General features: G+C 68.2%; 15 protein-coding genes, 1 pseudogene and 1 riboswitch. Of the genes and pseudogenes, 2 read left to right on the top strand and 14 right to left on the bottom strand.

Annotated elements, in window-relative coordinates:
• Positions 1-130: 130 nt before the first annotated feature.
• The 12 genes and pseudogenes from leuB to ACFQ0E_RS00565 all read right to left on the bottom strand — a co-directional run bounded on the left by leuB (position 131) and on the right by ACFQ0E_RS00565 (position 14,346).
• A complete protein-coding gene (leuB, locus tag ACFQ0E_RS00620) occupies positions 131-1,213 on the bottom strand; it encodes a 3-isopropylmalate dehydrogenase (protein WP_386821774.1) in 1,083 nt (360 codons plus the stop codon).
• Positions 1,203-1,808: a 3-isopropylmalate dehydratase small subunit gene (gene leuD / locus ACFQ0E_RS00615; RefSeq protein ID WP_386821773.1), complete on the bottom strand. Its 606-nt coding sequence runs from the start codon at positions 1,806-1,808 to the stop codon at positions 1,203-1,205. The genes leuB and leuD overlap by 11 nt, the downstream gene beginning before the upstream one ends.
• Positions 1,805-3,238, bottom strand: coding sequence for a 3-isopropylmalate dehydratase large subunit (gene leuC, locus ACFQ0E_RS00610; protein ID WP_386821772.1), 1,434 nt, complete (start codon positions 3,236-3,238; stop codon positions 1,805-1,807). Before leuC ends, leuD begins: the two co-directional genes overlap by 4 nt.
• A gap of 43 nt (positions 3,239-3,281) precedes the next feature.
• Positions 3,282-4,922 carry a 2-isopropylmalate synthase gene (locus tag ACFQ0E_RS00605; protein ID WP_386821771.1) on the bottom strand — a complete coding sequence of 547 codons (1,641 nt, stop codon included), beginning with the start codon at positions 4,920-4,922 and terminating at the stop codon, positions 3,282-3,284.
• A complete protein-coding gene (locus ACFQ0E_RS00600; protein ID WP_386821770.1) occupies positions 4,922-6,121 on the bottom strand; it encodes a threonine dehydratase in 1,200 nt (399 codons plus the stop codon). Before ACFQ0E_RS00600 ends, ACFQ0E_RS00605 begins: the two co-directional genes overlap by 1 nt.
• Before the next feature lie 2 nt (positions 6,122-6,123).
• Entirely contained in the window at positions 6,124-7,044 is a 921-nt protein-coding gene (locus tag ACFQ0E_RS00595; RefSeq protein ID WP_386821769.1) for an aminotransferase class IV, read from the bottom strand.
• Positions 7,041-7,277: an ACT domain-containing protein gene (locus tag ACFQ0E_RS00590; RefSeq protein ID WP_386821768.1), complete on the bottom strand. Its 237-nt coding sequence runs from the start codon at positions 7,275-7,277 to the stop codon at positions 7,041-7,043. Before ACFQ0E_RS00590 ends, ACFQ0E_RS00595 begins: the two co-directional genes overlap by 4 nt.
• A gap of 155 nt (positions 7,278-7,432) precedes the next feature.
• Positions 7,433-9,106 (bottom strand): annotated as a pseudogene (gene ilvG, locus ACFQ0E_RS00585) (acetolactate synthase 2 catalytic subunit); the annotation flags it as partial.
• Positions 9,106-10,149: a ketol-acid reductoisomerase gene (gene ilvC, locus ACFQ0E_RS00580; protein WP_386821767.1), complete on the bottom strand. Its 1,044-nt coding sequence runs from the start codon at positions 10,147-10,149 to the stop codon at positions 9,106-9,108. The gene ilvC and the pseudogene ilvG, both read right to left, overlap by 1 nt.
• 81 nt (positions 10,150-10,230) lie before the next feature.
• Entirely contained in the window at positions 10,231-11,976 is a 1,746-nt protein-coding gene (gene ilvD, locus ACFQ0E_RS00575; RefSeq protein ID WP_386821766.1) for a dihydroxy-acid dehydratase, read from the bottom strand.
• A 127-nt stretch (positions 11,977-12,103) separates the two neighbouring features.
• A complete protein-coding gene (locus ACFQ0E_RS00570) occupies positions 12,104-12,265 on the bottom strand; it encodes a hypothetical protein (RefSeq protein ID WP_386821765.1) in 162 nt (53 codons plus the stop codon).
• A 170-nt stretch (positions 12,266-12,435) separates the two neighbouring features.
• Positions 12,436-14,346, bottom strand: coding sequence for a CASTOR/POLLUX-related putative ion channel (locus ACFQ0E_RS00565; RefSeq protein ID WP_386821764.1), 1,911 nt, complete (start codon positions 14,344-14,346; stop codon positions 12,436-12,438).
• A gap of 138 nt (positions 14,347-14,484) precedes the next feature.
• Positions 14,485-14,585, top strand: a riboswitch (TPP riboswitch).
• Between the two features lie 85 nt (positions 14,586-14,670).
• Between ACFQ0E_RS00565 and thiC the strand changes: the two genes are divergently transcribed.
• Positions 14,671-16,548 (top strand): phosphomethylpyrimidine synthase ThiC, encoded by a 1,878-nt coding sequence (thiC, locus tag ACFQ0E_RS00560; protein ID WP_386821763.1) that lies wholly within the window; start codon positions 14,671-14,673, stop codon positions 16,546-16,548.
• Between the two features lie 74 nt (positions 16,549-16,622).
• Here the strand turns inward: thiC and ACFQ0E_RS00555 are convergent, their stop codons facing one another.
• Complete coding sequence (locus tag ACFQ0E_RS00555; RefSeq protein ID WP_386821762.1) at positions 16,623-17,843, bottom strand: saccharopine dehydrogenase family protein; 1,221 nt, start codon at positions 17,841-17,843, stop codon at positions 16,623-16,625.
• A 60-nt stretch (positions 17,844-17,903) separates the two neighbouring features.
• The gene (locus tag ACFQ0E_RS00550; RefSeq protein ID WP_386821761.1) at positions 17,904-19,001 is read right to left on the bottom strand and encodes a hypothetical protein; all 1,098 of its coding nucleotides are present in this window, start codon (positions 18,999-19,001) and stop codon (positions 17,904-17,906) included.
• A 409-nt stretch (positions 19,002-19,410) separates the two neighbouring features.
• Between ACFQ0E_RS00550 and ACFQ0E_RS00545 the strand changes: the two genes are divergently transcribed.
• A complete protein-coding gene (locus ACFQ0E_RS00545) occupies positions 19,411-20,922 on the top strand; it encodes a malonate--CoA ligase (RefSeq protein WP_386821760.1) in 1,512 nt (503 codons plus the stop codon).
• Positions 20,923-21,045: the final 123 nt, after the last annotated feature.

The following is a 21,045-nucleotide window of genomic DNA, read 5'->3' as shown; positions in this document are numbered from 1 at the left end:
CTGAAACCCATCCCCACCCAACCCCTCCCCTTGAAGGGGAGGGCTTCAAAGCAAACCGCTCTGCTCCCTCCCCTTCAAGGGGAGGACTGGGGTGGGGATGGGTTTGACGTGCCGGGCGTTCCGATTGCCTTCAATCCCGCATCACCACCGCTTCGCATTCGGTTTCCAGGCGCTGCAGCACGGCCTTCGCCATCGCCAGCGTGTCCAGTGCGGCGCCCTGCGGCGCGAGGTCGGCGGTCAGGCAGCCATCGTCGATGGCCTGGGCCACGGCCTTCTCGACGCAGCGCGCTTCCTGCTCCAGGCCCAGCGAATGCCGCAGCAGCATCGCCGCGCTGAGGATGGTGCCGCAGGGGTTGGCGATGCCGCGGCCGGCGATGTCCGGTGCCGAGCCGTGGATCGGCTCGTACAGGCCGGAGGTGCCTTCGCCCAGCGAGGCCGAGGGCAGCAGGCCCATCGAGCCGGCCAGCATCGAGGCTTCGTCGGTGAGGATGTCGCCGAACATGTTCTCGGTGACGATCACGTCGTACTCGCGCGGACGGGCGATCAGGTGCATCGCCATGCTGTCGACCAGCTGGTGCTCCAGGCGCACGTCGGGGAATTCCTCGGCGGCGACGCGCGAGGCGACCTGGCGCCACAGGCGCGAAGTTTCCAGCACGTTGGCCTTGTCGACCGAGACCACGTACTTGCGGCGACCGCGTGCGAGCTGGCAGGCGCGACGGACCACGCGCTCGATCTCGGCGACCGAGTATTCGCATAGGTCGCTGGCGGTGGTGTCGGTGCGGGTCTTCTCGCCGAAGTACACGCCGCCGGTGAGCTCGCGCACCACGATCATGTCGACGCCGGTGAGCAGGTGCGACTTGATCGGCGAGGCGGTCAGCGCGACCGGATGGGTCTTCACCGGGCGCAGGTTCGCGTACAGACCCAGCGCCTTGCGCAGCTTCAGCAGGCCCTGTTCCGGGCGGATCTTGCCGTCGGACCACTTCGGGCCGCCGACCGCGCCGAGCAGGATCGCATCGGCCTTGCGGCAAGCGTCGAGCGTAGCGTCGGACAGCGGCGCGCCTTCGGCGTCGATGGCGGCACCGCCGATCAGGCGATGGGTGAAAGCGAAGGTGTGGCCGTAGCGACGGCCGACGCTTTCCAGCACGGAGACGGCGGCGGCAGTGACTTCCGGGCCGATGCCGTCACCGGGCAGAACGACGATTTCAGCGCGCATGACAACGTTGCTCCTCGAAAGACTGGATGGCGGAAGATTGTTTCAACAGGTAGCCGAGCTGATCGACGCCTTCGAGCAGGCAGGTGCGCGCGAAGCCGTCGATCGGGAAGGCGAAGCTGCGGCCGTCGGGCAGGGTGACGGTGCTGGCGGCGACATCGATGTCGAGTTCGATGCCCGGATTGGCCAGCAGTTCGTCGACCACGGCGGCGTCGAGCACGATCGGCAGCAGGCCGTTCTTCAGCGAATTGCTGCGGAAGATGTCGGCGATCTCGGCGCTGATCACCGCGCGCAGGCCGAAGTCGAGCAGTGCCCACGGTGCGTGCTCGCGCGAGGAACCGCAGCCGAAGTTGCGGCCGGCGACGAGGATCTGCGCGCCCTGCGCTTCGGGCCGGTTGAGCGCGAATTCGGGATCGGGCGTGCCGTCCTCGCGGTAGCGCCAATCGTTGAACGCGACCGTGCCCAGGCCGGCGCGCGTGGTCGTGGTCAGGAAGCGCGCCGGGATGATCCGGTCGGTATCGATGTTGGCGTCGGGCAGGCAGACGGTGCGCGAACGCACCCGGGTCACGGCCTGCGTGGTGCTGGCTTCGGCGCTCATGTGGCGACCTCCTGCAGGTAGCTGCGAGGATCGACGACTTCGCCGGCGATGGCGCAGGCGGCGGCGGTGTACGGCGAGGCGAGCACGGTGCGTGCGTCGCGACCCTGCCGGCCTTCGAAATTGCGGTTGCTGGTGGATACCGCGAGTTGGCCCGGCGCGACCAGGTCGCCGTTCATCGCGATGCACATCGAGCAGCCCGGCTCGCGCCATTCGGCGCCGGCCTCGCGGACGATGCGATCGATGCCCTCGGCCTCGGCGTCGCGCTTGACCTGCACCGAACCCGGCACGACGAGCATGCGCACGCGCGGATGCACTTTCTGGTCGAGCAGGAGTTCGGCGACCTGGCGCATGTCGCTCAGGCGGCCATTGGTGCAGCTGCCGACGAAGACCACGTCGACCGGCTGGCCGATCAGCGTGTGGCCGCCGGTGAAGCGCATGTAGTCCTGGGCGCGGCGGGTGTCGTCGTCGTTGGCGACCGGGATGCGCGCGTCGATCGCGGCGACCTGGCCCGGATGGGTGCCCCAGGTGACGGTCGGCTTGATGTCGCGCGCGTCGATGCGCACGACGCGGTCGAACGTCGCGCCGTCGTCGCTGCGGAGGGTGCGCCAGTGTTCGATCGCCTTCGCGAAGTCGTCGCTGTCGCGCTGTCCACCGCCGGGCGCGCGCGGCGTGCGGGCGAGGAATTCGAAGGTGACCTCGTCCGGCGCGATCAGCCCGGCGCGCGCGCCGGCTTCGATCGACATGTTGCAGACGGTCATGCGTTCTTCCATCGACAGCGCGCGGATCGCGCTGCCGCGGTATTCGATGACGTGGCCTGTGCCGCCGTCGACGCCGATCACGCCGATGACATGCAGGATCAGGTCCTTCGCGGTCACGCCGGCGCCCAGCGCGCCCTCGACTTCGATCGCCAGCGTCTTCGGCTTGCGCTGCAGCAGGCATTGCGTGGCCAGCACGTGGCCGACTTCGCTGGTGCCGATGCCGAAGGCCAGTGCGCCGAACGCGCCGTGCGTGGCGGTGTGGCTGTCGCCGCAGACGATGGTCATGCCCGGCTGGGTCAGGCCCAGTTCCGGGCCGATGACATGGACGATGCCGCGATGGTCGCTGCCGAAGTCGAACAGTTCGACGCCGTGGCGCGCGCAGTTGGCGCGCAGGGTGTCGACCTGGGCGCGGGCCTGGTCTGTGTAGTAGGGCAGCACGCCGTCGGCGCCGGCGGGCAGCGTCGGCGTGGAATGATCGAGCGTGCCCTTGGTGCGCTCGGGGCGACGCGGCGACAGGCCGCGCGCGTCGAGTTCGGCGAAGGCCTGCGGCGAGGTGACTTCATGGATCAGGTGCAGGTCGATGTACAGCACGCCGGGCGCGTCCGCGCTTTCGGGCACGACCAGGTGCGATTCCCACAATTTGTCGAACAGGGTTTTCGGTTGAGTGGACATGATGAGTGAAGTGGCTCTGTGGAAATTCGGATGGAGTCGGGCGTCAGACGCCGACCGCGATGTCGCGCGGCAGTGCGCTCGCGGCGCGTGGCGCCACGTCGCCAGCGGCCTTGCCATGACGGCGATGCAGGCGGTTCGCGACATCCAGCCAGGCCAGCGCGCTGGCTTCGAGGATGTCGGTGCTGGTGCCCGACCCAGTGACTTCGTCATGGCTGCCATCGGCGCAGCGCACGCGCGTGGTCAGGCTGGCCTGGCCCTGCGCGTCGTCGCCGGTGGTGACGTTGGAGACCTGGTAGCTCTCGACTTCCAGGTGCAGCGCGGTCGCGCGACCCAGCGCGGCGAACAGCGCATGCACCGGGCCATCGCCGGTGGCGGCTTCGGTGACGCGCTCGCCCTCGGGCGAACACAGGTCGACGCTGGCCGTGGGCAGGATGCCGTCGCCGACGCCGGTGCTGACATGCAGTCGGTTCAGGCGCCAGCCGCCGACGTTGCGCGCGTCGCTGCCCAGCGCCAGCGCTTCGAGATCGGCATCGAAGACTTCGCGCTTCTTCTCGGTGAGCGCCTTGAAGCGGCCGAAGACCTGGTTGAGCTGCGCCTCGTCCAGCGCGAAGCCCAGTTCCTTCAGGCGGTCGGCCAGCGCGGCGCGGCCGCTGTGGCGGCCCATGATCATCTGCGACTTCGCCCAACCGACTGCCTCGGGACGCAGGATCTCGTACGTGCCGCGATGCTTGAGCATGCCGTGCTGGTGGATGCCGGATTCGTGCGCGAACGCATTCGCGCCGACGATGGCCTTGTTGCGCTGCACGTTCATGCCGGTGATGCGGGTCAGCAGGCGCGAGGTCGGCACCAGGCGCGTGGTGTCGATGCCGGTGGTCGCGTCGAAATACGCGCGCCGGACGTCCAGCGCCATCACGATCTCTTCCAGCGCGCAGTTGCCGGCGCGTTCGCCGATGCCGTTGATGGTGCACTCGACCTGGCGCGCGCCGCCTTCGATCGCGGCCAGGCTGTTGGCGACCGCCAGGCCAAGGTCGTCGTGGCAGTGCGCGCTGAACACGGCCTTGTGCGCGTCCTTCACGTTAGCGCGCAGGTATTCGAACAGCGCGCGGATCTCGCCCGGCGTGGTGTAGCCGACGGTGTCGGGGATGTTCAGCGTGCGCGCACCTGCGGCGATCGCGGCGCTGCAGATCTCGGCGAGGAATTCGGGCTCGGTGCGCAGCGCGTCTTCGGCGGAAAACTCCACGTCCTCGACGTATCTGCGCGCCAGGGTCACGCCCATGATCGCGCGCTCGATCACCTGGTCCCTGCTCATCTGCAGCTTGTGCTCGCGGTGCAGCGGGCTGGTCGAGATGAACACGTGGATGCGCGGGCGTTCGGCGTCTTCCAGCGCGCGTGCGCAGGCTTCGATGTCGCCGGTGTGGCAGCGCGCCAGGGTGGCGATGCCGGCGCCGCGCACGTCGCGGGCGATCTCGGCGCAGCCCTGGAGGTCGCTGTCGGAGCTTGCGGGGAACCCGGCCTCGATCATGTCCACGCCGAGCTCGGATAGCGCATGCGCGAAGCGGAGCTTCTGTTTCGCGGTCATGCTGCAGCCGGGCGATTGCTCGCCATCGCGCAGGGTGGTGTCGAAGATCGCGACGCGTGCGCTCTCATTGCGCGCGACGTCGGCGACGTTGGGGTCGTTGTCCATCAGGCGATTGCCTCCAGAGCTGTGACGAAGGTGTCGGGGGATGCGGCAGGTGTGCCGGGTGAGTTGCCCAGTGATGTGCCGGGGGGTGTCGAAGTCGATGCGACCACCGCCGGACGGGCCGGCAGTCGAGCGATGCGATTGCGGTATTCCGAAGGACGTGCATCTGAGGGTGGCGCGGGATCGTGCGCGCGGCGGCGCGGCTTGCGCGGTGCGCGCGGACGCACGTCGGACAGCAGACCGGCCAGCACCATCGCGTCGATGTTGCCGCCGGAGACCACGGCGCACTTGCGCTTGCCGGCGACGCGGCGGCCGGCGGCCAGCGCCAGCGCGCCCGCGCCTTCGGCGATCACGTGTTCTTCCAGTGCGAGCCGCACCAGGGTCTCGCGCAGTTCGGCTTCGCGGACGATGACGATGTCGTCGATCAGTTCGGACAGGATGCGGCGGGTCAGCAGGCCGGGTTCCTTCACGCGCACGCCGTCGGCCAGCGTGGCCACCGGCGGTGCGCCGGGCGCTTCGTTGCGCAACGCGCGCGCCATCGCATCGACATGCTCGACCTGCGCGCCGACGATGCGCACGCCCTGTGCTTTCAAGGCCAGTGCGACGCCGGCCGCGAGACCGCCGCCGCCGATCGGCACCAGCACCACGTCGGGCGCCAGGGAGGCGATCTCCAGACCCACGGTGCCCTGGCCGGCGATCACGTCGGGATCGTCGAAGGCGGACAGGAAGCGGTAGCCGTTGCGTTCGGCCAGCTGCAGCGCGAATGCGCGCGCTTCGTCGAAGGTGTCGCCGTGCAGGCGCACGGTCGCGCCCCAGTGCGCGACGCCGGCGATCTTGGTCTGCGGCGCGCCGTGCGGCATCACCGCGATGGCCGGCACGTTCAGGCGATAGGCCGCCCAGGCCAGGCCCTGCGCATGGTTGCCGGCGGAGGCGGCGATGACCGGACGGTCGTCGCCGCGTTCGCGCGCGGCCAGCAATGCGTTCAATGCGCCGCGCACCTTGTAGGAACCGGTGCGCTGCAAGTTCTCGAGCTTCAGCCAGCAGCCGAAGCGTTCGGCATGGTGCAGCGGCGTCGGCGGCAGGTAACGCCGCAACCGGGCCTGCGCGGCCAGCACGTCCATCGCACCGACCGATGCGATGGGTGCGGCCGCGCCGCTGGTCGCGGTGCGGTTAACGTCTCCGACAACGTCGCTGCCTTCCATGCTCAGACCTCCGTGAGCCAATGCGCGCCGGTGCGGCTTTCGCCACGCACGGCGGCCGCATAGGCGGCGGCGATCTCGCGGGTCACCACGCTGTCGCGGAATGCGTGGCCGTCGATCTCGGCGATCGGTGCCACTTCCGCGGCGGTGCCGCAGGCGAAGACTTCGTCGGCCTCGACGAATTCCTCGAAACGCACCGGACGCGATTCGGCGCCGGTCAGCTGGATCAGGGTGTCGCGGGTGATGCCCGGCAGGGCATCGCGATGCTCGACCGCGGTGACCTTGCCGCCACGCACCATGAACAGGTTCGCGCCGGTGCATTCGACTACGAAGCCGTCGGCATCGGTGAACATCGCCTCGTCGAAGCCGCGACCCTTGGCATCGCGCTTGGCGAGGATCGAGTTCACGTACGCGCCGCACAGTTTCAGCGGCGGCAGCGAATCGGCGGGATTGCGCCGCCACTTCGACACCGACACGCGGGTGCGGTTGCCGCCCAGGTGCACGTTGGTCGCGGTGGTGGCGACCATCAGGTGTTCGGGCTTGCCCTCGACATCCAGCCCGAAGCCGCCGTCGCCGTACCAGGCCAGCGGGCGGATGTAGGCATCGCCGTGGCGGTTCGCGCGCATCGTCGCCAGCACGGCCTCGGTTGCCTGGGCCGGGTCGAAGCGCATGCCCAGGGCCTCGGCGCCCTTGCGCATGCGTTCCATGTGCTCCGCGAGGCGGAACACGGCGGCGCCTCGCTTGGTCGCGTAGGCGCGGATGCCTTCGAACACGCCGCTGCCGTAGTGCATCGCATGGGTGCCCAGCGTGGCCTGCAGCGCGCGCGGGTCGGCGAGTTCGCCGTCGTACCAGAGCTTCTGCGTCGTGGCCGTCGCGCTCGGCTGCGCGGCGGCTTTCGGACGTTCGAGCGTGGCGGATTCCGTCATTGACATGGCTGCACCTGCACGTCGAGGCAGTCGTAGAGCTTGGCGAGCTGCTGGTGCAGGCCGTCGGCGGCGCGATCGCCTTCGACGGTCATCTGCAGGTGCCAGCGGTCTCCTTCGGGCCTGGTCTCGCCTTCCACCGCGACGGGCTTGAAGCCGCGTCGTTCGGCGGTGCCGAGCACCCGGGTCAGCGCGCCTTCGGAATGGCGCAGGGTCAGATCCAATCGGTAGCGCATGGGGGAGCTCCTCAGGACGATGCGGGGGTGATGAGTGCCGGATTGGCGAGCGAGGGATTGGCGAGCGCGGGTGTGTCGGTCTGCGCCGTGCCGATCTGCTGCAGCGCGTCGGGCATCAGGCTGCCGATGCATTCCAGCGCGACCGGTTCGTCGGCGTCGGCATGCATCATTTCGGTATTGCTGCGGTTCGGCGGGACCAGTGGCCACACGTTCGCGGCCTGGTCGATCGCCACGTGCAGCAGCACCGGGCCGGGTTCGGCGAGCATCGCCTGCAGCGTCGCTTCCATGTCGGTGGCGCGATCGAGTTTCAGCGTCTTCACGCCGAACGCCTGCGCCAGCGCGCAGAAATCCGGGTTGTCGGACAGGTCGATCTCGGAATAGCGACGCTCGAAGAACAGTTCCTGCCACTGGCGGACCATGCCCAGTGCCTGGTTGTCGAGCAGCACGATCTTCACCGGCAGGCGGTAGCGCGCGACGGTGGCCAGTTCCTGCACGTTCATCAGGAACGAACCGTCGCCGCTGACGCAGATCACCTGCGCGGATTCGCTTTCCATCTGTGCGCCGATCGCGGCCGGCAGGCCGAAGCCCATCGCGCCCAGCGCGCCGCTGGTCAGGTGATTACGCGGATGGTCGAAGCGCCAGTGCTGCGCCACCCACATCTGGTGCTGGCCCACGTCGCAACTGACGATCGCCTGCGGCGCCAGTTCCGACAGGCGCTTGAGCAGCGAGGGCGCGTACACCAGGTCGCCGGGTGCGTCGTAGCGCGGCGCGGTGGTCTGCTTCGCATGCAGGCAGGCATCGCGCCAGGCATGGCGGGTCACGCCGTGGCGACCGCGCAGGTGCGCGGCGGCCGCAGGCATCATCCGCTGCAGGCTGATCGCGATGTCGCCCTGCACGGGCGCGTCGGCGAAACGCAGCTTGCCCAGTTCGCAGGCATCGACGTCGAGATGCACGACGCGCGCATGCGGTGCGAATGCAGCCAGCTTGCCGGTGGCGCGGTCGTCGAAGCGCGCGCCGACCACGAACAGCAGGTCGCATTCCTGCACAGCCAGGTTCGCCGCACGTCCGCCGTGCATGCCGAGCATGCCCAGGTTCAACGGATGCGCGGCCGGCAATGCACCCAGCGCCTTCAGCGTGAGCACGGTCGGGATCTGCGTGGCGTCGACGAATTCGCGGAACGCCTCGATCGCGTTGCCCAATGCGATGCCGCCGCCGCCGTAGATCACCGGCTTCTGAGCGAGTGCCAGCTGCGCCAGCGCCGCATGCAGCGCCGCGTCGCTGGCGCCGGGCACCGGCGACACCGGCGCCGGTGCATGCGCGGGCAGATGCGAGGCATCGGCGATCTGCACGTCCTTCGGCAGGTCGATCAGGACCGGTCCCGGCCGGCCTTCGCGGGCCAGACGGAACGCTTCGCGCACCACTTCAGGCAATTCGTCGATCGTGCGCGGCAGGAAGTTGTGCTTCACAATCGGCATGGTCATGCCGAACACATCCAGTTCCTGGAACGCGTCCGTGCCCATCAGCCCGGTCGCGACCTGGCCGGTGATGCAGACCATCGGCACCGAGTCCAGCATCGCATCGGCAATGCCGGTGACCAGGTTCGACGCCCCCGGGCCGGAGGTCGCGACGCAGACGCCGACGCGACCGCTGGCGCGCGCGTAGCCGTTCGCGGCGAACGCGGCGCCCTGTTCGTGCCGGACCAGCACGTGTTTGAGCGCGGAGCCATGCAGCGCGTCGTAGAAGGGCATGATCGCGCCGCCCGGATAACCGAACAGCGTGTCCACGCCTTCCGCACGCAGCGCTTCCACCAGCCAGCGGGCACCGTTCATCACGCAGTCTCGGCAATGGGATGGGTGGATGGCTTCTGCGCGGACTGCGCAGCGCCCTGCTGTGAAGCCGCTTGCGACGCGGCGCCCTGCTGCAGCCACTGCATCTTGGCGCGCAGCTGCTTGCCGACGGCTTCGATCGGATGATCCTTGTCGGCCTGCTGGTAGCGCTTGTAGTTCGGCAGGCCGGCGTCGTATTCGGCCACCCACTTCTGCACGAACGTGCCGTCCTGGATCTCGGTCAGGATGTCCTTCATGCGCGCCTTGGTGTCGGCGTTGATCACGCGCGGGCCGCTGACGAAGTCGCCGTACTGCGCGGTTTCGGACACGAATTCCAGCATGCGGGTGATGCCGCCTTCGTAGAACAGGTCGACGATCAGCTTCAGTTCGTGCAGGACTTCGTAGTAGGCGATCTCCGGCTGGTAGCCCGCTTCGACCAGCGTCTCGAAGCCCGCCTGCACCAGCGCGCTCGCGCCGCCGCACAGCACGGCCTGTTCGCCGAACAGATCAGTTTCGGTCTCTTCCTTGAACGTGGTCTTGATCAGGTTGGCGCGCGCGCCGCCGAGGCCGCCGGCGTAGGTCTTCGCGAACTCTTCGGCGCGACCGCTGCGATCCTGGTGCACGGCGTAGATGCAGGGCACGCCGCGACCGATCTCGTATTCGCGGCGGACCAGCGCACCCGGGCCCTTGGGCGCGACCAGCACCACATCCAGGTCCTCGCGCGGCGAGATCATGCCGAAATGCACGTTCAGGCCGTGCGCGAACAGCAGGCAGGCGCCCTGCTTGAGGTTCGGCGCCAGCACCTCGTTGTAGAGCTTCTTCTGCACCATGTCCGGGGTCAGCACGGCGACGAGATCGGCGTTGGCGACGGCTTCGGCGGGCGTCTTCACGGTGAAGCCGTCGGCTTCGGCCTTGGCTTCGGTCGGGCCACCCGGGCGCAGGCCGACGACGACATCGAAGCCGGAATCGCGCAGGTTCAGCGCATGCGCGCGTCCCTGGCTGCCGTAACCGATGACTGCGATCTGGGGCTTGGCGACACTGTTCATTTCAGGATCCTTGGGGAAGTTTCGAGAGAGGGAGATGGGTACTGCGTCTTGCGCGGCGCCCCGGTGCGGGACGCCCGGGATTCAGGCGGGAACGGCGTCCTCGCGTGGTTCGGTGGCGAGCGCGGCGTCGATGCGACGGGTGTCGTCGAGCGGACCCGGCGAGGTCACCGCACCGCGCGAGGCGGAGCTGACGTCGCGGGCGAACTTCGCCAGCACGCCGTGGCGCACGCGTGGCGTGATGCGCGCCGCGTTGCGCGTCAACAGGTCGGCGGCCACGTCGAGGCGACGCGAGACGACATCGATCGTCACCACGTCGCCGTCGCGCAGCTTCGCGATCGGACCGCCGCGCGCGGCTTCCGGCGACACGTGGCCGACCATGAAGCCGTGGGTCGCGCCGCTGAAGCGGCCGTCGGTGATCAGTGCCACGTCGTTGCCCAGGCCCTGGCCGACCAGCGCGGCGGTGACCGCGAGCATCTCGCGCATGCCGGGGCCACCGGCAGGACCTTCGAAGCGGATCACCACCACGTCGCCGGCCTGGATCTGCCGCGCCTGCACGGCGGCGAACGCGGCTTCCTCGCTGTCGAACACGCGCGCCGGGCCGCTGTGCTTCTCGCGACCGTGGCCGGCCAGCTTCACGATGCAGCCTTCCGGCGCGAGGTCGCCGTAGAGGATCGAATAGCCGCCGCGCGGCTTGATCGGGTTGTCGACGGTGCGCACGACGTACTGCGTCGGCGAGACCTGCGCGGCTTTCGCGTCCTCGAAAAAACTGCGGCCGGCGACCGTAGGGATATCCTCGATCAAGCCGGCCGCCATCAGCGCCTGCGCCACCAGTGCGGTGCCGCCGAAGTCGAACATTTCCGCCGCCGTGTAGCGGCCGCCCGGCTTCAGGTCGGCGATCACCGGTGTGTTGGCGCTCGCCGCTTCGAATTCCTCCAGGTCGAACTTCACCCCGGCCTCGTGCGCGATCGCCAGCAGGTGCAGCGCGGCGTTGGTCGAACCCGCCGTCGCCGACACCGCGCGCGCGGCGTTGCGCAGCGCGGACAGGCTCAGCAGCTGGCGCGGCGTCGGGCCGCCGTCGCGCAGCAGCTGCATCACGCGCTCGCCGCAGCGTTCGGCCGACTTCGGCTTGTCGGGATGCGTGGCCGGGATGTCGTTCTCGCCCAGCGGCGACAGGCCGAGGAAGGTCAGCACCATCGCCATCGTGTTCGCGGTGAACTGGCCACCGCAGGCGCCCGCGCCGGGGCAGGCCTTGCGCTCGATTTCGTCCAGTTCCGCATCGTCGATCCGGCCGGCCGAATGCGCGCCCACGGCCTCGAACACGTCCTGCACCGTCAGCGCGCGTTCGGCGCCCTCGCTGCCGTCTGCGTGCTTCGACTTGCACTTGCCCGGCATGATCGTGCCGCCGTAGAGGATCACCGTCGGCACGTCGAGGCGCGCGGCCGCCATCGCGGCGGCGGGGATGGTCTTGTCGCAGCCGACCAGCAGCACCATCGCATCGAGGCAGTGGCCGGTCACCGCCAGTTCGATCGAATCGGCGATGGTCTCCCGCGAGGCCAGCGAGGCGCGCATGCCGTCGCTGCCCATCGCGATGCCGTCGGTCACCGCGATGGTGTTGAACTCGATCGGCGTGCCGCCTGCGGCGATCACGCCGCGACGCACGTCCTGGGCCAGGTCGCGCAGGGTGATGTTGCAGGGCGACACGTCGGACCAGGTGTGGATCACGCCCACGAAAGGCTTGGCGATGGCCGCATCGTCCAGGCCCGTGGCGCGCAGCATGGCGCGCGCCGGTGCGCGTGCGGGGCCTGCTTTGATCGCGTTGCTGTGCATCTGTTTCGGATTCCTCGTGAACGTAAGAGCGTCTGGTTCGAGAAACCCGGGTCCTGAAAAGCGAAAACCCCCGCACCTTCTTCAGGTGCGGGGGTTTTTTTGAACCCGGGTCGTTAGTCGCGCAACCCTATCCCGCACCTGATGGCGTGGTAATAAGAACGACGACGACAAGAATGAGCGCCTGTGCGGCGATGACGGTGTTGATGAGTAGCGGCTGCGACACGATCGCCTGCGCCGCACGCATCGGTGCGGTGTCGCGGGTCTGGAAGTGGTTGCTGCGCTGCGTCATGTTTTTCAGAGGAACATGCGGGTGTGTGGATTGTCAAGCCGGGTCGTTGTGACGATTTGGAATGTCACCCGAGCGGCCGAAAGTGCGTCCATTTTCTTCTTTCGAATCAAGGGTATGGCCCATTCGCGGGCGCATGCTTTCGTTGCATTCGAAACCGTTTTCGGGCTCGCTCAATCTTCGGCCAGCACGATCAGCTGGTCGTTCGGCGCGAAGACGATGCGTTCGGACTTGTTCGGATTGACCTTCACGCCGAAGCCCTTCGATGCATCGTTGCCGTCGGCGACGACGCGGTAGCCGATCGCGGTCTCGCCGCGCTGCGCTGCGGCTTCGAGCACGGTGTGGAAGTCCACGTCGCGGCCGATGGCGATGTAGTCGCGGGCCGGCCGGATGTAGATCTCGGAGCCTTCCGAACTGAACAGGTTGCGGAACACGAGGTCGAGGTGTTTGTTCTCCGACAGCTGCGACAGCATCAGGCTCACCAGCTTGTCGCTGACGATGAAGTCGTCGGCCTTGGCGACCTGGGCCAGCGCGCGGTTCCGCATGTCCATCATCTCGCTGACGATGTTCAGGTTGCGGCCGCTGGCCTCGGCGATGTTGCGCAGGTGCAGCAGGCAGATCAGGGTCTGGGCGTCGGCTTCCTGGATCGGCTGGCGGGTGTCGCTCATGACGATGATGTGGTCGTAGCCGGCGACATCGACCTGTTCCAGGGTGTCGCGGCTGGTGATGTCGCCGGTCAGCAGCGCCATGCGCTGCCGGGTCAGCGACGCGGCGGCGGCCAGGCTGGCGTCGTCCTCGCTCCAGCCGCGGATCACGGTGACCTTCGAGCCGCGGGTGACGTAGTTGTCGAGTTCGCGGATCACTGCTTCTGTCTTCTCGTTCCAGCCGAGCACCAGGGTACGTTCCGGCACGGGCTCGGCGGGCTCGCCGCGGACGATGCAGGACAGGTCCGGTGCCGGCGGCGCGGTCTTCGACGGGATCAGGGTGTCGTCGTCCTCGCTGATCGCGATGATCCGGTCGTCGGCCTGCAGCCCGGTGTCCATCGGTGGATTGATCAGCGCTTCGCCGTCGGCGCGCATGATCCCGATGACCGTGGAGTCCTCGAAGCTCGACAGCACTTCGCGGTAGCGACGACCGGCCAGTGTGGCGGCCTCTGTGAAGTAGATCTCGGCGCCGTCGAAATCGAGCAGTTCGGTGTAGACCACACTCAGGCCGGACTGGCGGCAGGTCTGCGCGGTGACGCGGGCGATCAGGTCGCCGCCCTGGACGAACACGGCTTCGTCGCCGCCGACCAGATGCGCGGCTTCCAGGTTATGCGCATCGCGGATCTCCGCAACGATGTGATACGGCGTCTCGCGACGGTCCGGGTTGTTGGTGATCGCCAGCACCGACTTGATCACGTGGATGTCCGGATTCTCCGTCTCCGGCGCCAGCACGATGATCGAGCGCGCCTCGTGCGGTGCGGCCACGGCCAGGTCGTCGAGGTCGAGCGGGTTGCCGCTGCGGCAGATCACGCGCGTGTTCTTCGTGCTCGGGAACTTGGCGCGGATGTCGTCCTCCATGTCGACCTTGTCCATGTCGGCGAGGATGACGATGCACGGGTTCTTCTGGTTCTCGTTGGCGATGATCAGTTCGCCGATGATCGAGTACACCTTGCTCGACCAGCCTAGGATCAGGGTGTGGTTGCGCTCGATCACCCGTGAGCGGCCCTTGCGCATCTCGTGCAGGCGCGACTCCAGGCCGGAGGTGATCGTGCCGATCAGCATGCTGACGATGAAGATGCCGCCGAGGGTGACCGCCAGCATCAGGGCGCGCAGGGCCCAGCCCTGGTCGCCGGCCAGCGTGCCCGGGTCCATCGCGTGCAGCATGCTTTGCCAGGCGCCTTCCAGCGGGCCGATCTCGCTGGCCGTGTCGCCGGGTGTGGTGCCCAGGCGCAGGGCCCAGATCGCCGCCGTTGCCAGGGCCACGATGCCGGCGGAGAGCAGGGCGAGCCAGCCGATGATGGCGATGGGGCCGCGGGAGAGGGTGTTTTCGAAGCGGTATCTGAGCAGGTCTCGCCAGGAAGCGCGGCTGGAGTGCGGCATGGACGTTCGGAGGGGTACGGACGGAGGAGGCCGATTGTCGTCCCATCCCGCGGAAAATGAACAGGGTCGAACTGTCAGGTGCGTGCCCGGGCACGGCGGCTCGGCTGGCAGCCCGGCGCCGGGAATGGTTCAATGGACGCTTGGAAGCGGGGGTATCGCCGGTCCACCCGGCGATTGAGACACACCCTTCGAACCTGATCCGGTTGAGACCGGCGTAGGGAAGCTTCGCAAGCGCGCCGGGCGTTCCGTCCGGCCGCCCGCGCCGCCGCTTCGTCCCGATCCCGCCACCGCCCGCGCGGAGGCCCTTTCCACAGGACGATGTCGATGAATGCCGTACCTTCCACCCTCCTGCAGCAGACCGAGCAGTTGTCCGAGTCGGTGACCCGGCCGATCCCCGGCTCGCGCAAGATCCATGTCGAAGGCTCGCGGCCCGACCTGCGCGTGCCGATGCGCGAGATCGCGCTGAGCCGCACGCCGACCCTGTTCGGCGGTGAGGACAACCCGCCCGTCACCGTGTACGACACCTCCGGCCCGTACACCGATCCCGATGCCCGCATCGACCTGGCCCTCGGCCTGCCCGCGCTGCGCGCGCGCTGGATCGAGGAGCGCGGCGACACCGAGGTGCTGACAGCGCTGACCTCCGAGTTCGGCCGCGCCCGCGAATCCAACGCGAAGCTCGACAGCGTGCGCTTCCCGAACCGTGCGCTGCCGCGTCGCGCGAAGGCCGGCATGAACGTCTCGCAGATGCACTACGCGAAGCAGGGCATCATCACCCCGGAGATGGAGTTCGTCGCGATCCGCGAGAACCAGCGTCTCGAAGCCGTGCGCGAGGCGCACCTGCTGATGCAGCATCCGGGCGAGAACTTCGGCGCGAACATCCAGAAGATCATCACCCCGGAATTCGTGCGCGACGAGATCGCACGCGGTCGCGCGATCCTGCCGAACAACATCAACCACCCGGAAAGCGAGCCGATGATCATCGGCCGCAACTTCCTGACCAAGATCAACGCGAACATCGGCAACAGTGCGGTGTCGTCGGGCATCGCGGAAGAAGTCGAGAAGCTGGTCTGGTCGATCCGCTGGGGTGGCGACACGGTGATGGACCTCAGCACCGGCAAGCACATCCACGAAACCCGCGAGTGGATCATCCGCAATTCGCCGGTGCCGATCGGCACGGTGCCGATCTACCAGGCGCTGGAGAAGGTCGACGGCCGCGCCGAAGAGCTGACCTGGGAGATGTTCCGCGACACGCTGATCGAACAGGCGGAGCAGGGCGTCGACTACTTCACCATCCATGCCGGCGTGCTGCTGCGCTACGTGCCGCTGACCGCGAAGCGCACCACCGGCATTGTCAGTCGCGGCGGTTCGATCATGGCCAAGTGGTGCCTGGCGCATCACAAGGAGAACTTCCTCTACACGCACTTCGAGGAGATCTGCGAGATCATGAAGGCCTACGACGTGGCCTTCTCGCTGGGCGACGGCCTGCGCCCGGGCTGCCTGGCCGACGCCAACGATGCCGCGCAGTTCGGCGAGCTGGAGACGCTCGGCGAACTCACGAAGATCGCGTGGAAGCACGACGTGCAGACCATGATCGAAGGCCCCGGCCACGTACCGATGCAGCTGATCAAGGAAAACATGGACAAGCAGCTGCGCGAGTGCGGCGAAGCGCCGTTCTACACGCTCGGCCCGCTGACCACCGACATCGCGCCGGGCTACGACCACATCACGTCCGCGATCGGTGCGGCGATGATCGGCTGGTACGGCACCGCGATGCTCTGCTACGTCACGCCGAAGGAGCACCTGGGCCTGCCGAATCGCCAGGACGTGCGCGACGGCATCATGGCCTACAAGATCGCCGCGCACGCCGCCGATCTCGCCAAGGGCCATCCCGGCGCGCAGATCCGCGACAACGCGCTGAGCAAGGCGCGCTTCGAGTTCCGCTGGGAAGACCAGTTCCACCTCGGCCTCGACCCCGAGAAGGCCAAGGAATTCCACGACGAGACCCTGCCCAAGGACGCGCACAAGGTCGCGCACTTCTGCTCGATGTGCGGCCCGCACTTCTGCTCGATGAAGATCACCCAGGACGTGCGCGACTACGCTGCCGAGCACGGCGTCGACGAAGCGAAGGCGCTGGAAGCGGGCATGGCCGAGAAGTCCCAGGAATTCCGCGAGAAGGGTGCGCAGGTGTATCACAAGGAGTGATGCGGCGCGTTCCCGATACACGAAGGTCGCCCTCGGGCGGCCTTCATCGTTGCGCGGAACCGTGCGTCGGCGGGTCAGTCGACGACGTCGAACGTCAGCCCTGCCAGTGCCCGCAAACGCTCCACCAGCGTCATGCCCATCGCCGCGCCGGAGGTCCACACGCCGCCGGGCGTGCGCGTGCGGTCGACGTCGCGCAGCAGGCACAGCGCGGATTCGGCGATCATCTTCGAGGTCGAGCCGTAGCCGGGATCGCGGTCGCCGGTGACGCGGGTGGTGATGCGCCGGCCGTCGGCGGTCTCGCCGAAGAACAGGAGTTCGTAGCGGCCTTTCTCGCGCTGTTCGCGGTTCGGGCCGTCGCCGGGCTTGGGCAGGGCGAAGCGCTTGAGCAGGGCGCGCGTGGGCGCGAAGGCGAGCAGAACGTTCTGCAGGTTCGTCTGCCGCTGCATCTTCTTCGCGCGTTTCTCGCCCGTGGTGCCTTCGCCGGTCAGCATGCGTTCGCTGTACATGAAGTCCGCGCCCCAGGGGTGGCCGAGCAGGGCATGGGTGCGGTGCACGTTCTTGGTGTTGATCGTCGCCATCACGAACGGCGCGGTCCACTGTTTCGCGAGTTCGTCGTAGGCAGCGACATGGTCGGCCGGCTGGCGCGCACCCTTGAAGCCCGGCGTCAGCGCGAACGGGTCGACCAGCGTGCGGCGCAGGCCAGGGTCGCGTTTCATCGCTTCGATCGTGGCCAGCATGCTGGCGATGGTGCCGCCGGAGAAGGTGCCCTTCATCGTCTTCACGCGGCCGTGGACGCGGGCCAGCGGTGCGCCGAACCGCGCCAGCGCCTCGTGCTGCGCGTGGACGACGCCGAGATCGAACGGAATGGAGTCGAAGCCGCAGGAGAACACGATGCGCGCGCCGCTGGCCCGTGCGGTGTCCTGCAGCTGCGGGATCATCTTCGCCATCCAGCCCGGTTCGCCGCAGAGGTCGACATAATCGGTGCCGGCTTCGGCACAGGCGCGGATCAGTGCCTCGCCATGCAGCTGGTATGGGCCGACGGTGGTGATGACGGCCCGCGCGTTGCCGACCAGCCTGCGCAGGGCATCGGCATCGCCCGCGTCCGCGACCAGCAGCGGCAGGTCTGCGGGCAGGCCGAGGGCGTCGCGTACTTCGGCCAGTTTCGTCGCGCTGCGTCCGGCGATGGCCCAGCGCAGCGAGGCGTCGCCGCCGTGGGCGGCCTGGAGGTACTCGGCGACCAGCCGGCCGGTGAAGCCGGTGGCGCCGAAGACGATGAGGTCATAGGGTCTGTCCATGACCCCATCTTGGCATGCCGACAGGGGGCGCGGCCACGCGGGGCGACCGCGCCGGTGCCGTCACTCGGCCGTGACCGACCCGGTGCGCGGGTAGATGCGGTAGTTGCGGCCATACCCGTTGTCGCGGACGCGGATCTCGTCGCCGGCGGCGCCGTCGAGATTGACGTAGTTCAGCAGCGACCACCACCTCCCGGCATTGAAGGTGTTGCTGCCGTTGATGAACTGCACGTTGCCGGTGCGCGGGTAGATGATGTTGATGTTGCCGTCGCCGCGGGCGACCGCGATCTCGTTGCCGGTGGTGCCGTCGAACTGGCGCACGCCGTCGCTGAGGATCGCGTACTGGGTGTTGATGGCGTAGTTGCTCATCGACCCGGTGACATAGCTGTAGACGCTGATGTAGTTGGGCTGGATCAGGATGAGTTCGGCACCGGCCGTGCCGTTGAGATCGCTGACGCAGTTGGGGATGCCCGGGTCGTTGCAGATGGCCCAGCTGCCGCCGCTCACCGGCGTGCTGCTCATGCTGCGCGTACGGTAGTTGTAGACGCGCAGCGCGGAGCCGTTGGCGATCGGGATCTCGGCGCCGGGCTGGCCGTCGAGGTCGCGGATGCCGTAGACCGCGATGGCATAGGTGCCGGACATCGGCTGCGAGCTGGTGCTGCGTGCGCGGTGATCGACGATCCGCAGCGAATCCGACGCCACGATGACGATCTCGTTGCCGGCGACGCCGTTGAGGTCGGTGATGCCGTTGGGCGACGCAGCCCATGAGCCGGTGCTGATCTGGTAGTTGTAGCTGCTGCGCGAATTGTGGTTGATCACTTTCAGCGCGCCGCCGATGTTGATCGGGATTTCGGCGCCGGGCGTACCGTCGAGGTCCTGCACGCTGGTGAAGTTGCCGTACAGCAGGGCCCACGAGCCGCTGCTGACCTGGTAGTTGTAGCTGCTGCCGTTGCTGCTCCTGACGGTGATGTAGGCACCGTTGTTGTAGACCGTCTCGGCGACGCTGTCGCCGTCGAGGTCGGCGCTGCCCATGAGGACGCCCTGGGCGGATGCGGTGCCCGGCAGCCATGCGCAGGCGATGAGGGCCAGCGCGGCGAGCGTGGCGCCCGCGCGCCTCGCGCTGGCCTGGATGATTGTGTTCTGGATCCATGTGAATCGCATCGAAAACTCCTTGTCTCTTCGGGGAAATCCGGCTGGGGGATGTGGATGCGTGCCGGATGCCGGTTCGCGGCACGCACGGCGCCGGCGGACGATGACCTGTCCGTCGACGTGTTCGGCGATGGGGGCGGCGCGCAATGCGCCTGTGCGGTGGCGGATTGCGATGTACGGCTCGTCTCCTGTGGGCGTCCTTTCCGGGGCCGGCCAGTGCCGGGATCGATGACGGTCTTCCTTGCGGCTTCGCATCGCGATGCGCACCGCGCCGTGGTCGACAGGGTGACCGCTCGGCGTCTCATTCTTCAAGCGCGGGCATTGCCGCACGGTAGACTGTGCGGGCCGTTCGTCGGCCCTGCATGGGCCGCTTGAGACCGAACGTGACGCCGTGCCGACATCCGTGTTCGAGGGAATCCGCGTGCCCAATCCCCTGTATGACCGCCTGTTCGCTCCGCTGGCCGATCGGCCTGGTGCGTTCCTGCATCTCGACGGCGACACCTCGCTGTCCGGACCGGACTTCCTCGCGATGGTGCATCGCGCCGCCGCCGCGCTGCGCAGCCTGGGCGTGCGTGCCGGCGACCGCGTGGCGCTGCAGGTGGCGAAGACGCCGGAAGCGCTCGCGATCTACGGCGCGACGGCGGCGACCGGCGCGGTGCTGCTGCCGCTGAACACCGCGTACACGCCGAGCGAGGTCGAAGCGTTCGTCGCCGATGCGACGCCGCGCGTACTGCTGGTCGACCCGACGTGTGCCGAGGCGCTGTCGCCGGTGTGCGCGCGCCACGACGCGACGCTGACGACCCTCGATGCCTCCGGTCGCGGCCGCTTCCGCGAGCTGTGCGATGCGCAGTCGTCCGGGGCGGTGGTCGAAGCCCGCGAGGCGAGCGATCTCGCGGCGCTGCTCTATACCTCGGGGACCACCGGGCGCTCGAAGGGGGCGATGCTCAGCCAGGGCAATCTGCTGTCGAACGCGACGACGCTGGCGCAGGAATGGCGCTTCGGGCCATCGGACGTGCTGCTGCATGCGCTGCCGATCTTCCACACCCATGGCCTGTTCGTCGCCTGCAACGTGTCGCTGGCCAGCGGCGCTTCGATGATCTTCCAGCCGGGCTTCGACCTCGATGCGATCCTGCTTGCCCTGCCGCAGTCGACCGTGCTGATGGGCGTGCCGACGTTCTACACGCGCCTGCTCGACGACGATCGTTTCGATCGCGACCTCGTCGCGCACATGCGCCTGTTCGTGTCCGGATCGGCGCCGCTGCTGGCCGAAACCCATGTCGCCTTCGAGGCGCGCACCGATCATCGCATCCTCGAACGCTACGGCATGACCGAGACCAACATGAACACCTCGAACCCCTACGACGGCGAGCGCCGCGCCGGCACGGTCGGCCGGCCGCTCCCGGGCGTCGAGGTGGTGGTGACCGATCCCGCGACCGGCGCGCCGCTGCCGGTCGGCGAGACCGGCATGGTCGAAGTCCGCGGGCCGAACGTGTTTTCCGGCTACTGGGGCATGCCGGAGAAGACCCGCGAGGAGCTGCGCGACAGCGGCTTCTTCATCACCGGCGACCTCGGTCGCTTTGACGACGACGGTTATCTCGCCCTGGTCGGCCGCCAGAAGGACCTCATCATCACCGGCGGCTTCAACGTGTATCCGAAGGAAGTCGAACTGCTGCTCGACGAACAGCCGGGCGTGCTGGAGTCCGCGGTGATCGGTGTACCGCATCCGGATTTCGGCGAAGCGGTCTTCGCCGTGCTGGTGGCGAAACCCGGACACACCATCGATCGCGACGCCATCGACGCGGCGCTGCGCGAGCGCCTGGCGCGCTACAAGCAGCCCAAGGGCATCGAGATCGTCGATGCCCTGCCGCGCAACACGATGGGCAAGGTGCAGAAGAATCTGCTGCGCGATCGGTTCGGCGATCGGTTCGTCTGAGTGCTTGCGGCGCAGCACCCGATTCCATGCCAAGGGGCCAACCCATCCCCACCCCAGCCCTCCCCTTGAAGGGGAGGGGGCAAAGCGCTGTGCTTCGAAGCCCTCTCCTTCAAGGGGAGGGTT

It is taken from the genome of Lysobacter brunescens, assembly GCF_042677005.1.
Lineage (GTDB): Bacteria > Pseudomonadota > Gammaproteobacteria > Xanthomonadales > Xanthomonadaceae > Lysobacter_I > Lysobacter_I brunescens.
The sequence above is the reverse complement of the archived record's forward strand: the minus strand, read 5'-3'. Positions and strand labels throughout refer to the sequence as shown.

Excerpts from the sequence above, each read along its gene's own strand:
- ACFQ0E_RS00570 (WP_386821765.1), bottom strand. The coding sequence starts at position 12,265 with ATGACGCAGCGCAGCAACCACTTCCAGACCCGCGACACCGCACCGATG.
- ACFQ0E_RS00555 (WP_386821762.1), bottom strand. The coding sequence starts at position 17,843 with ATGGACAGACCCTATGACCTCATCGTCTTCGGCGCCACCGGCTTCACC.
- ACFQ0E_RS00565 (WP_386821764.1), bottom strand. The coding sequence starts at position 14,346 with ATGCCGCACTCCAGCCGCGCTTCCTGGCGAGACCTGCTCAGATACCGC.
- ACFQ0E_RS00595 (WP_386821769.1), bottom strand. The coding sequence starts at position 7,044 with ATGACGGAATCCGCCACGCTCGAACGTCCGAAAGCCGCCGCGCAGCCG.
- ilvC (WP_386821767.1), bottom strand. The coding sequence starts at position 10,149 with ATGAACAGTGTCGCCAAGCCCCAGATCGCAGTCATCGGTTACGGCAGC.
- ACFQ0E_RS00550 (WP_386821761.1), bottom strand. The coding sequence starts at position 19,001 with ATGCGATTCACATGGATCCAGAACACAATCATCCAGGCCAGCGCGAGG.
- thiC (WP_386821763.1), top strand. The coding sequence starts at position 14,671 with ATGAATGCCGTACCTTCCACCCTCCTGCAGCAGACCGAGCAGTTGTCC.
- ACFQ0E_RS00590 (WP_386821768.1), bottom strand. The coding sequence starts at position 7,277 with ATGCGCTACCGATTGGATCTGACCCTGCGCCATTCCGAAGGCGCGCTG.
- ilvD (WP_386821766.1), bottom strand. The coding sequence starts at position 11,976 with ATGCACAGCAACGCGATCAAAGCAGGCCCCGCACGCGCACCGGCGCGC.
- ACFQ0E_RS00605 (WP_386821771.1), bottom strand. The coding sequence starts at position 4,922 with ATGGACAACGACCCCAACGTCGCCGACGTCGCGCGCAATGAGAGCGCA.
- leuC (WP_386821772.1), bottom strand. The coding sequence starts at position 3,238 with ATGTCCACTCAACCGAAAACCCTGTTCGACAAATTGTGGGAATCGCAC.
- leuB (WP_386821774.1), bottom strand. The coding sequence starts at position 1,213 with ATGCGCGCTGAAATCGTCGTTCTGCCCGGTGACGGCATCGGCCCGGAA.
- ACFQ0E_RS00600 (WP_386821770.1), bottom strand. The coding sequence starts at position 6,121 with ATGGAAGGCAGCGACGTTGTCGGAGACGTTAACCGCACCGCGACCAGC.
- leuD (WP_386821773.1), bottom strand. The coding sequence starts at position 1,808 with ATGAGCGCCGAAGCCAGCACCACGCAGGCCGTGACCCGGGTGCGTTCG.